This window comes from Thermogemmatispora onikobensis (genome assembly GCF_001748285.1).
Lineage (GTDB): Bacteria > Chloroflexota > Ktedonobacteria > Ktedonobacterales > Ktedonobacteraceae > Thermogemmatispora > Thermogemmatispora onikobensis.
In genome coordinates, this window is record NZ_BDGT01000058.1 from 1 (window position 1) to 14,376 (window position 14,376).

At 59.0% G+C, this 14,376-nt stretch carries 9 protein-coding genes and 1 pseudogene; 4 read left to right on the forward strand and 6 right to left on the reverse strand.

Features of this window, described 5'->3' with window-relative positions:
• Positions 1-203, forward strand: a pseudogene (locus BGC09_RS23000) (hypothetical protein); the annotation flags it as partial.
• A 209-nt stretch (positions 204-412) separates the two neighbouring features.
• Here the strand turns inward: BGC09_RS23000 and BGC09_RS19030 are convergent.
• The 4 genes from BGC09_RS19030 to BGC09_RS19045 form a co-directional block, all read right to left on the reverse strand.
• Positions 413-1,195, reverse strand: coding sequence for an iron-sulfur cluster-binding protein (locus tag BGC09_RS19030; protein WP_069805801.1), 783 nt, complete (start codon positions 1,193-1,195; stop codon positions 413-415).
• Positions 1,196-1,241: 46 nt separating this feature from the next.
• A complete protein-coding gene (locus BGC09_RS19035) occupies positions 1,242-2,000 on the reverse strand; it encodes an amino acid ABC transporter ATP-binding protein (RefSeq protein WP_069805820.1) in 759 nt (252 codons plus the stop codon).
• A 117-nt stretch (positions 2,001-2,117) separates the two neighbouring features.
• The gene (locus BGC09_RS19040) at positions 2,118-2,909 is read right to left on the reverse strand and encodes an amino acid ABC transporter permease (protein ID WP_069805802.1); all 792 of its coding nucleotides are present in this window, start codon (positions 2,907-2,909) and stop codon (positions 2,118-2,120) included.
• Between the two features lie 388 nt (positions 2,910-3,297).
• Positions 3,298-4,158: an ABC transporter substrate-binding protein gene (locus tag BGC09_RS19045; RefSeq protein ID WP_069805803.1), complete on the reverse strand. Its 861-nt coding sequence runs from the start codon at positions 4,156-4,158 to the stop codon at positions 3,298-3,300.
• A gap of 505 nt (positions 4,159-4,663) precedes the next feature.
• Here BGC09_RS19045 and BGC09_RS19050 point away from each other — a divergent pair.
• The 3 genes from BGC09_RS19050 to rpoD all read left to right on the forward strand — a co-directional run bounded on the left by BGC09_RS19050 (position 4,664) and on the right by rpoD (position 12,402).
• Complete coding sequence (locus BGC09_RS19050; protein WP_069805804.1) at positions 4,664-7,114, forward strand: amylo-alpha-1,6-glucosidase; 2,451 nt, start codon at positions 4,664-4,666, stop codon at positions 7,112-7,114.
• A gap of 1,698 nt (positions 7,115-8,812) precedes the next feature.
• Positions 8,813-10,966, forward strand: coding sequence for a DNA primase (gene dnaG / locus BGC09_RS19060; protein WP_069805806.1), 2,154 nt, complete (start codon positions 8,813-8,815; stop codon positions 10,964-10,966).
• 206 nt (positions 10,967-11,172) lie between these two features.
• Complete coding sequence (rpoD, locus tag BGC09_RS19065; protein WP_084659122.1) at positions 11,173-12,402, forward strand: RNA polymerase sigma factor RpoD; 1,230 nt, start codon at positions 11,173-11,175, stop codon at positions 12,400-12,402.
• Positions 12,403-12,548: 146 nt separating this feature from the next.
• On the opposite strand, the gene BGC09_RS19070 is transcribed toward rpoD, so the two are convergent.
• On the reverse strand, positions 12,549-13,580 hold the full coding sequence (locus BGC09_RS19070) for an NAD(P)H-dependent glycerol-3-phosphate dehydrogenase (protein ID WP_069805808.1): 1,032 nt from the start codon (positions 13,578-13,580) through the stop codon (positions 12,549-12,551).
• Positions 13,581-13,758: 178 nt separating this feature from the next.
• The gene (locus tag BGC09_RS19075; protein ID WP_069805809.1) at positions 13,759-14,361 is read right to left on the reverse strand and encodes a hypothetical protein; all 603 of its coding nucleotides are present in this window, start codon (positions 14,359-14,361) and stop codon (positions 13,759-13,761) included.
• Positions 14,362-14,376: the final 15 nt, after the last annotated feature.

Sequence of the window (14,376 nt, forward strand, 5' to 3'; positions counted from 1 at the left end):
TGACCTCGCAGCGTCCTTACAAAGAGCCATATCCGTCGGAGATGGCGCGCGAGCGGATCGGGCGCGATGCCGGCACCAGCTTCGACCCCACGGTAGTGGCCGCTTTCGTGGAACTGCTGGATACGACACCGAATTTTCTCCTCCCCTGTCAGCCAGCCGATCTCGATCGGTTAGCAGAGATCGCCCTCTTGCAGCTCCCCTGATTCGTGCCGCAGCACCTCTGGTGGCAGGCAGTTGGAAGCCGAGAGGGGGAACCTGGGCCTTGGGGGAGGGAAGGAGGGAGGGAGGGAAGGAAGGAAGGAAGAAAGAAAGGAAGAGGCCAGTTCGCCAGTATTCTAGAAGCAGTCGACCAGTCGACCAGTGGGCCAGCAGGATAGAGGCCCACTGGTCGGGGTTGGCGGACTCTGCCCGGTCAGCTTCGAGCCAGGGTCTGCAGATCGAAGGTTGGTCCTTCCAGGCAGATGAGGCGCGGGCTACGGCTGGTCTCCAGGGTACAGGCCAGGCAGGCACCAATGCCACAAACGAGGGGCTGGAGCACCGCGACCTGGGCGAAACCTGGACGGCGCAGACGCTCGAAGTGTTGATAGAGCTGCAGCGCCGTTTCACGTGAAACGCCCAAACAGACGGCATCGGCCCAACTGAGATAGTCCCCCAGCGCTGTCAAGAGTCTTCCTTGCTGGTCCTGGCCTTGTGCGCCACTGCCATCGCTCGTCAGCAGATGGTACTCGACTTCTTCCGGCAACAGCGCAGCCGGGTAGCTTTCTTGCGGCTGCGCCACCTCCTGCACAAGGGTCACCGCCAGCCCCTGCTCGCTAGCGCGCTGAGCCAGCAACGCCAGAGCCACAACCCCGAAGCCCTCAGCGACCAGCAGGAGCGTGCTCAGGCGGGGCGGCAGTCGCCAACCCTGGCCCAAGGGACCCAGCAGGTCCAGCTCTTCCCCTACAGGGCGCCGTGCTAACCAGGTCGTACCGCGCCCACGTACCTGGAACAGAAAACGGCAGTGCTCGCCCTCAATGCTATGCACAAAGAAAGGCCGGCGCAGCAGCGGATCAAACGACCCCTCCTCAGCACAGCGTACCATACAGTACTGGCCCGGCCTCACCGCCTGCGCCAGGGCCGGCGCGCGCAGCTCCAGCAAGTGAAGCCCTGGCCGTACAGTCAGGTTTTCCTCAAGGATCGCCTGATAAAGACGCATACTGGCTGTGCTCCTTCTTCTGCCGCTCACCTACCTGGCTCTTATCTTAATCTGCAGCGATGAGGCCGAGGAAGTTCCGAGTACGCTCGCTCTGTGGATCATCGAAAATCTGGTCAGGCGTACCTTCTTCCACAATCACGCCGTGATCCATAAAGATCACGTGATCGGCCACATCACGGGCAAAACCCATCTCATGGGTCACCACCACCATAGTCATCCCCTCCTCCGCCAGCTGGCGCATGACCTTTAGCACCTCGCCCACCAGCTCGGGATCGAGGGCCGAGGTTGCCTCATCGAAGAGCATCAGCTTGGGGCGCATGGCCAAAGCGCGCGCAATGGCCACTCGCTGCTGTTGACCGCCCGAGAGCTTATGGGGATAGACGTGGGCCTTCTCCTCCAGGCCGACCTTGCGCAGCAGCTCCATTGCGTAAGCGACCGCCTCGTCTCGTGGCATGCCCAGGACATGAATGGGAGCTTCGATAATGTTCTCCAGGGCCGTCATGTGGGCAAAGAGGTTGAAGCGCTGGAAGACAAACCCAATCTGGGCCCGCATTTTGGCGATTTCGGCCTCCTTGGCCTCGACCAGCCGTCCCTTCACCAGACGGTAGCCAACAAGCTGCCCATCAACATAGATACGGCCCCCATCGATCTTCTCGAGGTGATTAATGCAGCGCAGCAAGGTTGTTTTGCCGGAGCCGCTGGGGCCGATGATCACGACGACCTGTCCACGCTCCACCGTCATGCTGACATTGTTGAGGACGAGCAGGTCGCCAAAGCGCTTCACCGCCTCCTCAACGCGAACCATCTCCACGCTCTCAGCGGCTTGAGGGGGGACAGCCGAGGGAGGAGGTTCTTGCTCCTGATAACCGTTATAGCTTTGTTGCTCTGTCACCGGTAGCGCCTCCTTTCAAGCAGACACGCACTAGCGCGCTCCTCCATGCCCACCAGCGATCAACTCCCCGGACTCCAGGGGTGGATTGCCGAATCCCAGGACTCGCTGGGCCCAGCTCTTCTGTCCTGGGCGCCGACCTGGTCGCCCGCCTTTGGCCGCATACTCGGGGTCCAGCCGACGCTCGATCCAGCGCTGGAAGTAGTCCCACAAAGTTGTCAGCAGCAGATAGTAGACGGTGGCCACGATCAGCAGTTCAAAAATCGAGAAGCTTGGCGCCCCCAGAATCTCAGCGGTACCAGTCAGCTCCTCCAGCCCGATGACAGAGGCGATCGAGGTGGTCTTGAGCATATTGTTGAACTCATTGCCGAGGGGAGGGATAATGACCCGCGCCGCCTGTGGCAGAATAATGCGGCGCATAGCCAACCAGTAGCGCATGCCCAAAGCACGCGCAGCCTCCATCTGCCCTGGATCAACCGAGCTGATGCCCGCACGGATGATCTCCGACATGTAGGCTGCCTCGTTTAAAGAGAAGGCAATCAATATGCAGGTAATCTGACTGAAGAGCAGGCCGGGGACCAGCTTGGGCAGCCCATCCCAGAGCAAGAGCACCTGGACGAGCAACGGGCTGCCGCGGAAGAACCAGACATAGACTTGTACGGGGAAGGAGAGCCACTTGAAGCGTGACATGCGCATGAGCGCCAGGAACAAGCCGAGGATCACGCCGGCCAGCTGGGCAACGACAGAGAGCCAGAGCGTGGTCCAGGCGGCCTGGAGAAAAAAGGGTGACAGAATGAATTTCCAAACGGCATCCCAATCGAACATGGCGGGGATCTCCTTGGGTCGTTAGATCGGGCAAGAGGCTGGCTAGCGCTGGACGCAGGATGAGCAGAGCTAACTGAGCGCGCTCCCCTCCCTCTGGCAGCGGCGTCCTTCCTTTCTTCTGGTCTGCCTGGACCAGACCTCTTCCTTACTTATGATAGTGTACAGCAGAAGGGGGAAGTCCATGCCACTCCCTTTCCTCTCTTTATGAAAGAACAAAGGAAAGGGAGGAGGAGCTGGCGCGCAGTGAGCGGTAACCACACCGTCTCTCAGTTAGCAGCATGCTCACCCTGCCAGGGCCATCAGCCTCCACTACGAACCATAGGAGCGGGCCAACAAAAATGAGACGAAGGAGGCTGAGGTAACCTGCGCGAAGAGCCTGCCAGTGAGGCTAGAGGAGGGCACGCCGCTCCATGAGAGCAATGGCGCCACTGGTCAGCCCCCACTTGTCGATGAGCTGCTTGTAGGTGCCATCGCTGCGCATGGCATCAAAGACCCCCTTGACAGCATTGTAGAGAGCCGTATCTCCTTTGCGGAACATAATCCCCTCGGGCGCGGCATTGACCACCGAGCCGCCAACCTCAAACTTCCCAGGATTCTGCTTCAAATAATAGTCGGTCACCGGCGAATCCTGATAGGTGGCAACCACGCGATGGTTGGCCAGCAGCTGGACGACTTCCGTCTGGTCCTTGAGTACCGTCAGATGGATGGGAGGTTTGCCGGCCTTGGTGCAGTTCTGCGAGACCGCCTGCAGGTCAGTCTGCTCAACCGTGCCAGTCTGAACGCCCACATTTTGGCCACAGAGCTGGTCAACGCTCGTGATGTGCAGCGGATTCCCCTTCTCGACCAGGAGCGACTCGCCGGCATTGAAATAGGGGATGAAATCAAACTTCTTTTGACGATCGGGGTTGATCGTGACCGCCGAGATCACGAGGTCAAAGCGCCGGGCCGCGAGATCGTCAAAGATGGTGTCGAAGCCGTCAGTCACAACGCGGACCTGCAGCCCCAGGCGCTTGGCGATCTCCGTGATGAGATCGATGTCGAAGCCTTTGGGCTGGTTGGTGGCTGGGTCAATGAACTCCTGGGGCGGATAGGTTGTATCGCTACCGACCGTGAGCACGCCCGGTGTAATGAGGCCATATTTGTTGCTCGCATTGCCCCCGCCGCTCGCGGGCGCTGACGAACCACCGCAGGCGGCCAGAGCCAGGGCGAAGATGAGCACAATGCCCAGCAAGATCCCACTTCGTAGCACGCTCCGGCTTCCTGCCCTGCGGACTGGAGAGGATACCATGCAGACACCTCCTCTAGTTAACAGAACGACATGGGGTGCAAAGGATATGCGCAGTGTAGCATAGCTCGACTGTTATTGACAAGTTCCCGGTTTCGGTTTGATCGCAGACCTGGACGCCCGTCGACATAATACAAGGTAGGAGGCAAGGAGCGCTACACAGGACGCAACCCAAGGTCTGCTTCGAGTCGAGAAGATGAGCCAACCGCCTTCGCCCGGGGCTTTCCACTGGCACTCTCTGCATTGTTATATGCGCCCCGCCAGGGAGGATTGTCACCCGAGGCTCATTTGTGCAACGCCAGAAGCACAATCCTTTGACATTGTAAGAAGGACCGTGTGAAAAATGCTGCTTCCTGGCACTTGTTATGCTACACTAAATAAGGGGTGCTGTGAGGCACAACGTACAGGCAGAGCATGATGTCCAGCGGGGAGAGCCGCCTATCATTGAAGAGGGCCTGGAGGGTCCACGATGCCCATCACATTCGATCGCCGTATCTGTTGTGACCTGAACGAGACCATTTCGCGCGAGTGGCTGATTACCAATGGGCTGGGAGGTTATGCCGCGGGCACCGTTGCCGGCGTGCTGACGCGCATGCAGCATGGTCTGCTCGTGATCCCAATTGAGCAGAAGGCTCCTCCCCAGCTATTGCTGGCGAAGATCGATGAGGAGGCAGTCTTTGATCAGCGCACCTACTATCTTGGGACGAACGAGTACCGCGATGGCACGCTCAGCCCCGCCGGCTTCGTTCACCTGGAGGCTTTTCGTTTAGAGGAGGGTTTTCCTGTCTTTCTCTACCGCATCGGCGGCCTCGATGGGGTAATGTTAGAGAAACGGATCTGGATGATTCCAGGCCAACACACGACCTGCATCCAGTATCGCCTTTCGCGCCACCATGAGCATGAGCAGGGCGGTTTCGGGCCGGAGAGCGAGCAGCGTGCGCGTGCGATAACCTCAGCCTCGGGTCTGACCAGTCCGCCCACCTATCAGCGCACCTATCTTCGCTATCGCGCGTTGGATCAGCATGTTTTGGAATTGACCCTGCTGCCGTTCTCTGCCTATCGTCCTTTCGACAGCCCCCAGGCCGGCCACAACGACTGGCACTTTCAGGTAGAGGTACATCACAGCAGCGAGCAGCAGCCAGGAGTCGCTTCGGCCCCCTGGCCAGCCGGGCAGCTGCAGCTTCCTCGCGGCGTGACCGGCTGCACCATTCGAGCCACCAGGGATGCTCAGCCCTATCATCTGTTCATCGTCGGCCATCCCGACAGCCAGCCTCTTTTTATCCCAACAGGGGTATGGTACTGGCATTTTCTGCGGCGTGTTGACCGCGATGCCGGGCGACCCGCAGTGGACGACCTCTACCTGCCGGGCGTCTTCCGCGCACGCCTCTGGCCAGGAGAGGAGGCCACACTCACCATTGTGGCCACGACCGAGGACCCGGCATTGTTGCCGCTGACGCCCAGCTACCTGGCCCTGGCCTACCGGCGGAGCGTCGAGCAGCAGCGCGCGCTCCTCCAGCCCCAGCGCTACTTCGGCGAAGGAGGCGAAACCTCCTATCGCCTGCAGGTCTTACCCCTGACGGGCACCACGAATCCTCAGCGCGAGGGCGAGGAGTTTCTGCACTTGCTTGTACAGGCAGGCAACCGCTTCCTGGTTCGTCAGCGACCCGCCCGCCTGGCCGGTCCGGGCCAGGAACCTTACGCCAGGCCCCTGGCAGGGCAGGAAGCAGAGCGCTTCTCGATCCTGTCAACATTCTACGGGCTGGAAGAGTACACACGCGATGCCCTGATTGCTCTGCCCGGGCTCATGCTGGCCACTGGACGCTTCGAGGAGTGCCGTCGCTTACTCCGCGGGCTGGCGCGCAACTTTAAACAGGGCTTGCTACCGGACCGTTTGGCGCCTGCCAGCCACAGCCTCAGCGAGGCGGACTATCGCAACGCGGATGTCACACTCTGGTACCTCTACGCCCTCGATCACTATTTCCGCTTCAGCGGAGACGAAGAGCTGATCGTCGAGCTTTACCCCCGCCTGGCCGAAAGCCTGCTCTGGTACCTGGAGGGAACTCAGCACGGGATTCAGGTTGATCCGCACGACGGCCTGCTGCAGAGCGCCAGCCCCCACCAGGCCCTGACCTGGATGAACGCCTATGCCAATGGAGGCCCGGTCACGCCGCGCAGCGGTAAGCCGGTCGAGATCAATGCCCTGTGGTATCACGCCCTGGCACTGATGGAGGAGTGGTCGACTTTCGTCCGTGGACGCGGCGGGAATACCTATCTGAGTGGACGCATTCAGGAGCTGCGCCAGCGCTGTGCAGAGGGGTTCCAGCGCTTCTGGTACGCCGAGGGACATTATCTTTACGATGTTCTCGATGGACCCGCCGGCCATGATCCCAGCCTGCGCCCTAATCAGCTGCTGGCCATCTCTCTGCGCCACACAGCCCTCGCCCCAGCCCATCGCCTAGAGGTGCTAGAGCAGGTCACACGCCATCTTTTAACCCCCTATGGCTTGCGCACTCTGGCCCCCCACGATCCTGCTTATCGCGGACGGCTGGGCCATAACAGCGAAGAACAGCATCAGGCCCTCCACCAGGGCACCGTCTGGACATGGCTGATCGGCCCTTACATTGAGGCGCTCTTAAAGCTCGATGGCCGCCGTCACAACGGTGAAGAACCAGACCCCGGCCACGTTACTCCCCTGGGACAGGAGTATATCTGGCGCCAGGGCTTACGAGCATTGGAGCCGTTTCTCCGAGAGCTGACCCAGCATACGCTCGGCATGATCGGCGGCGTCTTCGATGGCGACCCTCCTCACCACGCCGGCTATCAGGCTGCCAGCGCCAGCGGCGTCGCCGAACTGCTGCGAATCTATAGCTATTTAGCCCAGGCTGGAGCCGGTCACCTGGTTCCCGCTCTCTCGGTGTAAGAGTAGCGTTTCACCAGCGTTCTACCATTTTCACAGTTCCCTGCAGATAGTTTTATACACATTCCAGGCAGGTTATCCACAGGCAATGTGGATAACCTGTCGATAAAGATTTCTCACTCCGCTCACTTATCCACACAAGCGGTCGGTATTTCTAAGTTATCCACAGGTTTTGTGGATAAGTTATCCACAATGGTCATCCTGACCTGTTGTGTCAGGACATCCTTCTCTCCAGTTTTCCACCGATTCTGTGGATAACTTTTCCACACTATCCACACAGGCGAGCGGTTTTCCCGAGTTTTCCACCGATTCTGTGGATAACTTTTCCACAAGTTATCCACAGCCTCCCATAAAACGTCTAGTTGGACCTCATACGTCTGATATATTCGGACAAGAGGACAGGCACTTATCCACAAAAACTGTGGATAACTATGCCACTAACGGTCATCCTGACCTGTTGTGTCAGGACATCCTTCTCTCCAGTTTTCCACCGATTCTGTGGATAACTTTTCCACACTATCCACACAGGCGAGCGGTTTTCCCTACAACCGTTTATCGCCTGCCTGTCAGCCAAAGAAGGGATGAAGGACCCTCTCCCGACCTCGCTGGCGTAGCAGACGGACTAATACTTCACTGTTTCATTTTTAAAGCAGAGATATCCACAGCAATGGTGGATAAGCTAGAGGGAACTGTGGATAAATAGCAGCAGCTCCTACTTTATCCACAACTTTTGTGGATAACTTATCCACAACGGTCATCCTGACCTGTTGTGTCAGGACATCCTTCTCTCTAGTTTTCCACCGATTCTGTGGATAACTTTTCCACACTATCCACAGCGGCTTTTCCGACCATTGGACTTCTCCACGGAGCCTGTGGATAACTTTTCCACAGGCCCTGGACGATCTCCCCTCTCATCCACAGCCTGCTTGCCATTTATCCCCAAGTTTTCCACCACTTTTGCACAGAGCAAGCGGCGTTTCTCAGCAAAATAAAACTCCTGTCAAGTTGCCTGTCGAACCGCTCCGAGAGCCATTTCAGCCAGCGAGATCGTTCAGAGGATCGGCCCGAGCTGGCTGGGGTTATCCACATATCCACAGGCCCTATTACTACTGCTACCCATATCCATCCTTTAATGATAGATGGATATAACAGTAGTAGGGGCTGTGGATATGTGGATAACTGCCGCGATGCCAGGGGCTTTTGCTGGTCGGAGGGCAGTAAGCGTTGCAGAAATGCAACATAGCTGAGCCTGGACGCCGGGGCTGATCAGAGAGGCTGACAGAGCACTGAGAAGAGAGGAGCCGCGGTGCTCTTTGGAGGCAAGAGGTTGCCGGTCAAAGTTGTGGCCCAGCTCATAGTCGGCGGCTCCAGGACCCGGACGTATCTTGTCCCCCCGAGTGCGACTTTCCTGGCAGTAGCTCGTTATATCTCTAGGGATGGCAGAGAGGACAGACCTGACCGGCTGATGCTCTCGCTCTGGCGGGCGCTTGCCCGGCCAGGGAGGCGGTCGCAAAGACAGAGGTGGCCACGTGCTTTCCTCCCTCAGTGTGGTGTCTTCCGGCAAGACTTGCTCGTTTCCCTCGGGCAGAAAGTGCATTGACGGCCCAGGCGGGGGATGGCATCGTCTGTCCGATCGACGTCCTCTCCTAAAGAAACTCTGAACACAACGGCAGCAATGTCGTCGCTGGCTGAGGGCGGCCAATGTCTTCAATCATCGAAACCATCAAAGCGCGCCTCGACCTGGTAGATGAAGTTGGCCAGGTGGTGAAGCTCCAGAAAACGGGCCGGGCCTTCAAGGCCCTTTGTCCTTTTCACAACGAGCGCACACCCTCCTTCTATGTCTTTCCAGAGTCGCAGCACTGGCACTGTTTTGGCTGTCACGAGAGCGGCGATATTTTCACCTTTGTGCAAAAGACCCAGGGTCTCGACTTTCCGGAGGCCCTGCGCTACCTGGCGGAGAAAGCGGGCGTCTCTCTGGATGAACAGCCTGGCTACGATACAGCCCAGCAGCGTGAGCTGGCTGCCCAGCGCGAGCGGCTACGCCAGCTCAACGAGGATGCTCAGCTCTGGTTTCATCAGGCCCTCCTGCGTTTGCGCGAAGCAGCCCCGGCGCGGGCCTATCTTCAGAGTCGTGGTCTCACGGCAGAGACCGTTATAGCCTTTGGCCTGGGGTACGCTCCCGACAGCCGCGATGGTCTCTGTCGTTATCTACTCGCGCAGGGCTATAGCGAGCAGGAGCTGGTCAGTGCTGGTCTGGCTCGTGAGCCAGAGGACGGGCAGGGCCTTTATGATTACTTCAGGAACCGCATTATCTTTCCCATTCGAGACCTGCGGGGGCGGGTGCTTGCCTTCGGAGGGCGCGCGCTGGGTGATGGCCAGCCCAAATATCTAAACACCCCTCAGACGCCGCTCTTCGAGAAGAATAGCGTGCTCTATGCGCTCGACCGTGCCAAAGAGGCGATCAAGCAAGCCAACCAGGTGATCATTGTCGAGGGCTATATCGACGCCATCATGGCCCACCAGTACGGAACGCGGCAGACCGTTGCCTGTATTGGTAGCGCGATCACCGAGAAACACATCCAGCAGATCAAAAAGCTGGCGCGGCGCATTACCCTGGCCTTAGATCCCGATGCCGCCGGCATGGCCGCGACGGAGCACGGCATTCAAGAGGCGCTCCGCTCGCTAGAGCGAACGATCGTTCCCGTCCCACTACCGGCGCCACCCCAGGAGCGCCGTGGTCAGGGTCAGGGGAGCGGCGCCAGGGCCATTATTCGCCTGGAAGAAGAGATCGATGCTCAAATCGATGTGCTCATGCTGCCCGCGGGCCAGGACCCCGATGAGGTGATCCGCCAGAACCCGGCCCAATGGGAGGAGGCTCTTGCTCATCCGTTACCTTTGGTCGATTATTACTTTGTAGCCAAGACGATGGACCTGGATCTGCGTCAACCGAGAGACCAGGCATTGGCGGCGCGGCGCCTGCTTCCCATCATCGCTATGATCAGTGATCGCGTCAAACGCGATGCCTATGTGCGGAAGCTAGCCAGGATGATCCATGTCGATGAACAGAGCCTGTATAATGAATTGCAGCGTAGCCTGCGTGGCAGACACCAGAGTGTGGCCGAAATCGTTGTGCCCGCCGAGTCGGGTAGGAGGGAGGTGGAAGGCAACAGGAAAGGGAGAGGACGGCAGCGCCAGTCATCGCAGGCTCCGGCTCCGCTGCGCTCTCTGCCCTCACTGGCCCAGACTGGTCTCAGCTCCAGCGAGAAAGCCGGAACAGAGACACTCTCCCCGGTCTCACCCGCCGGGGGGGAGGAGGCCAGAGTGGGAGAGGGGGGGGCCCCGGTCAGCGCTGGCCCCGGCGGCAAAGGTCCGACGCTTGACAGAGGAAGCCTGGATAGAGTAGAATGGGAAGACTACCTGATAGGGCTACTCCTCCAACATCCTGGTTTAAGTCAACATGTTTGTGGTATAATAAACGATGGTGACTTTATCGGGACGGACACGCGGGAGTTGTACCACTTTCTCAACTCTCTTTATCAACGTGGCTCTTCCTCTTTCCATCAACCCTTAGAGCAGCTGTTACCTTCCGCGTTGCTGGAAACGGCGGCCCGAGCGCAACGGCGCATCGAGGCAGCGTCTCCGCTCGATGGAGCAGGACTGATCAAAGCGGCCACCCAATGTGCAACCCGCTTGAAGCGCATGCGGCTGATGCAGCTCAATACGGAGCTGCGCTATTTGATCCAGGAGGCCCGGGAAACGGGGGACCTGACCGCAGTGCACGAGCTGGAGCGTCAGCTGCAGGAAATCCACCGGCAGATCCGCGAGATTCACGTGAAGACGAATCTGCAGGGATGAAAATCCTCAAGCCCAGATGTTAGATGGGTGATGTGGGATAGCCTGGGTAGGGGAGTGGGGTGGGCGGGCGGCGATGATCAGCATCGCATAGCGCTATTATCTTACTCTTTATTTTCAGAGAGCAGGGTCAGTCTCTTTATTCGTTATTCATTGCGGACCCGTTTTCTGAAGGGGGAGCCAGAATGGTGAATCAGAAGCAGGATGTCATGACGAGATCGCGGAATGAAGAGGTGCATACTGAACAATTGAGCGATGTATATGAGCCTTTCGAGGCGGATATGCTCCTCGAAGACTCGCACCGTGTTTTTGACGATATCGATTCACTAGGTCTGCGTGCTACCACCGCTGGTAGCCTTGTCACGGCTGCCGATGACGGTGAGTCATATGACCTGTTCTCCAAGTTACAGGACGAAGAAACCATGGATGCCCTGGATACCAAGGAGCCACCGGCAGACTGGGAACCCGGACCGGAGGACGAGGTCGACGTAGAGGCGATGACCGGGGCCAAGTGGGATGATCTCCAGGACGGCCTTGGAATCGTTGTCGCCGACCTCGAAAATAGCCTCGACGATCCGGTGCGCATGTACTTGCGCGAGATCGGGCGGGTTCCTCTGCTGACCGCTGAGGAGGAGGTCCGCCTGGCGCGGCTGATGGAGCGGGGCAAGGCTGAGGCTGCCAAGCCTAACCCGAATCGGCGCATTATCGAGGAGGGTGAGGAGGCTCAGCGGCGCCTGACCGAGGCTAATTTGCGCCTGGTGGTGAGCGTTGCCAAAAAGTACATTGGCCGGGGCATGAGCCTGCTGGACCTGATCCAGGAGGGCAATATTGGCCTGATTCGTGCCGTCGAAAAGTTCGACTACACCAAGGGCTACAAGTTCAGTACCTACGCCACCTGGTGGATTCGCCAGGCCATTACCCGTGCTATCGCCGATCAGGCTCGCACGATCCGCATCCCGGTTCACATGGTCGAGACCATTAACCGGCTGATCCGCATTAGTCGTCGCCTCTTGCAGGACCTTGGGCGTGAGCCAACCTCGGAGGAGATCGCCGAGCAGATGGACATCAGTCCCGAGAAGGTGCGCGAGATCATCAAGGTCAGCCAGGAGCCAGTGAGTCTGGAGACGCCGATCGGCGAGGAGGAAGATAGTCACCTGGGTGACTTTATCGAGGATCACACGGCCCTTGCTCCCGCTGATGCGGCCAGCCATCAGCTCCTGAAGGAGCAGGTTGAGGATGTGCTTGCCAGCCTGACCGAGCGCGAGCGGAAGGTGCTCCAGTTGCGCTTTGGTCTCGATGACGGTCGGAGCCGTACGCTCGAAGAGGTTGGCAAGGAGTTTCATGTAACGCGCGAGCGCATCCGCCAGATCGAGGCGAAGGCTCTGCGCAAGCTGCGCCATCCCAGCCGCAGCCGCAAGCTCAAGGATTATCTCGATTAGCTTCTTCCCAAGGTAGCTATGGGGCGCGTTTAACGCGCCCCTACTTTTTTGGGTGATGTGGCTGGGCCAGGCCGGTCAGCCTCCGGCCCAGTCCAGCCCAGTCTATTCTATTCCCTCTGCAGCGCTCTTTCTCGCGTGATCCGGTCTTAGCTCACATAGATGCTGCCTTCGATCAAACCCTCCATCTCCCCTTTGGGGTCGCGCATCATCAGTTCCAGGACGGCTTTGTAGGGGTCGTAACCCTCGAACAGGACGAGGGCGAGCTGCTGGGTAATGGGCATTTCAACACCGTAGCGCTGGGCTAGCTGGAGGGCGGCACGGGTGGTATAGACACCTTCGGCCACGCTGTGCATGGAGGCCAGGATGTCGTCAAGCTTTTCGCCTGCAGCCAGGCGGCGGCCAAGTTGGTGGTTGCGGCTCAAGGGGCTGGAGCAGGTGGCCACTAGATCACCTAAGCCTGCCAGGCCGGCAAAGGTCAACGGATGTGCCCCAGCAGCGGTGCCGAGCCGCGTGATCTCTGCCAGACCACGGGTGATGAAGGCGGCGCGGGCGTTCTCGCCGTAGCCCATGCCGTCATTGATGCCTGCTCCAATGGCGATGATGTTCTTCAAGGCTCCGCCCAGCTCAATCCCGATGATGTCTTGGGTAGTGTAAACCCGGTAGCGCGCTGTGCTCAGCAGGGTACGCAGGTAGATGGCGGTAGCCCCATCTTGGGCTGCTACCACGGCAGCTGTGGGTTTCCCCTCGGCGACTTCGCGCGCGAGGTTGGGACCACTGAGGGCGGCAAGACGTGCACGAGCCTCCGGTAGCTCTTCGGCCAGCACCTCCGACATACGCTGGAGCGTGCTGAGCTCGATCCCTTTGCTGGCACTCACGACGATGGCGCCGCGCTCCAGATAGGGGGCTAGCTGCCGCGCGTTTTCGCGCATGCGCTGTGAGGGTGTGACCAGGATGATGACGTCGCGATGGCGAACGGCTTTTTCCAGATCGGCGGTGACTCCTAGATGCTCGGGAAAGCGAAAGCCGGGCAGGAAGAGTCTATTTTCACGCAGACGCGCCATGTCGGCGGCCCGCTCGGGTCGATGCTCCCAGAGGACCGTATCGATCCCTTTGTCGGCCAGCAAAAGCGCCAGCGTGGTTCCCCAGGCACCACTGCCAATCACTGCAACGGATGCCATTGTCCTCCTCTCCTATGCTCGGTTGCCCGCAGGCTCGCTCGCTGAAGGGCTATGGGCTGCCTCTCATTGTAGCACAGGGGAGGTGACGGTCAACCTCGTGTCTCTACTGAGGGGCCTGGCTCCCCTCTCTTTCCCACCACTTCCTCCGCCGCGACACCACGCGAGCGACTCTCTCTGTCTAGCGCTCGCGCTTCCTGGCCCGGCGACCCTCTGCCATGCGTTGCTCGCTTTCTCCGCGCAGAAATGGCCCAATGTCAGCAGATTGATGATCACATGAATAATAGTGCTTGAAATAGTGACGCAGCTCTCTCAGAACTTTACTCGTCTCGTCAGGTGAGGCTCCGTGGCGGTAGAGACAGGCTTTCCACTGCAGTCGCTGGATATACTTTTTCCCTGGCTCTCCGCAGTCTTTACATAGGAGATCTTCGATACATTGGCGAGTACGGATGAGCTGGGCAGCGGCCTCCTCGACGCGGCTATGCTTCAGCTCAACCAGGCAGATGGTGCGTTCTGGAGAGCCATCCCGGCTGTAGAAGATGAGGCCATCGCAGCGGCGATCGCCGTCTCTGATGCCCAGGCTGCGGAGCAGCTCACGGGCCTGATCGCTACCGTCGTCGAGCTGGAAACAGAGAATGACCTCGCCGGCGTAAGGGTCGTCCAGATGGCCAAAGTTGGCTTTCGCCTTCTGATTTTTAGGTGCGATGACGACCTTGTCTCCCTTTTCGCCGTTGATACATTTTGAAGAGTTTGCGCCGATGAGCAGCAGACGTGTCAGCGGCATAGCGTGTCAGCTTCC

Excerpts from the sequence above, each read along its gene's own strand:
- BGC09_RS19030 (WP_069805801.1), bottom strand. The coding sequence starts at position 1,195 with ATGCGTCTTTATCAGGCGATCCTTGAGGAAAACCTGACTGTACGGCCA.
- BGC09_RS19035 (WP_069805820.1), bottom strand. The coding sequence starts at position 2,000 with ATGGTTCGCGTTGAGGAGGCGGTGAAGCGCTTTGGCGACCTGCTCGTC.
- BGC09_RS19040 (WP_069805802.1), bottom strand. The coding sequence starts at position 2,909 with ATGTTCGATTGGGATGCCGTTTGGAAATTCATTCTGTCACCCTTTTTT.
- BGC09_RS19050 (WP_069805804.1), top strand. The coding sequence starts at position 4,664 with ATGCCCATCACATTCGATCGCCGTATCTGTTGTGACCTGAACGAGACC.
- dnaG (WP_069805806.1), top strand. The coding sequence starts at position 8,813 with ATGTCTTCAATCATCGAAACCATCAAAGCGCGCCTCGACCTGGTAGAT.
- rpoD (WP_084659122.1), top strand. The coding sequence starts at position 11,173 with ATGACGAGATCGCGGAATGAAGAGGTGCATACTGAACAATTGAGCGAT.
- BGC09_RS19070 (WP_069805808.1), bottom strand. The coding sequence starts at position 13,580 with ATGGCATCCGTTGCAGTGATTGGCAGTGGTGCCTGGGGAACCACGCTG.
- BGC09_RS19075 (WP_069805809.1), bottom strand. The coding sequence starts at position 14,361 with ATGCCGCTGACACGTCTGCTGCTCATCGGCGCAAACTCTTCAAAATGT.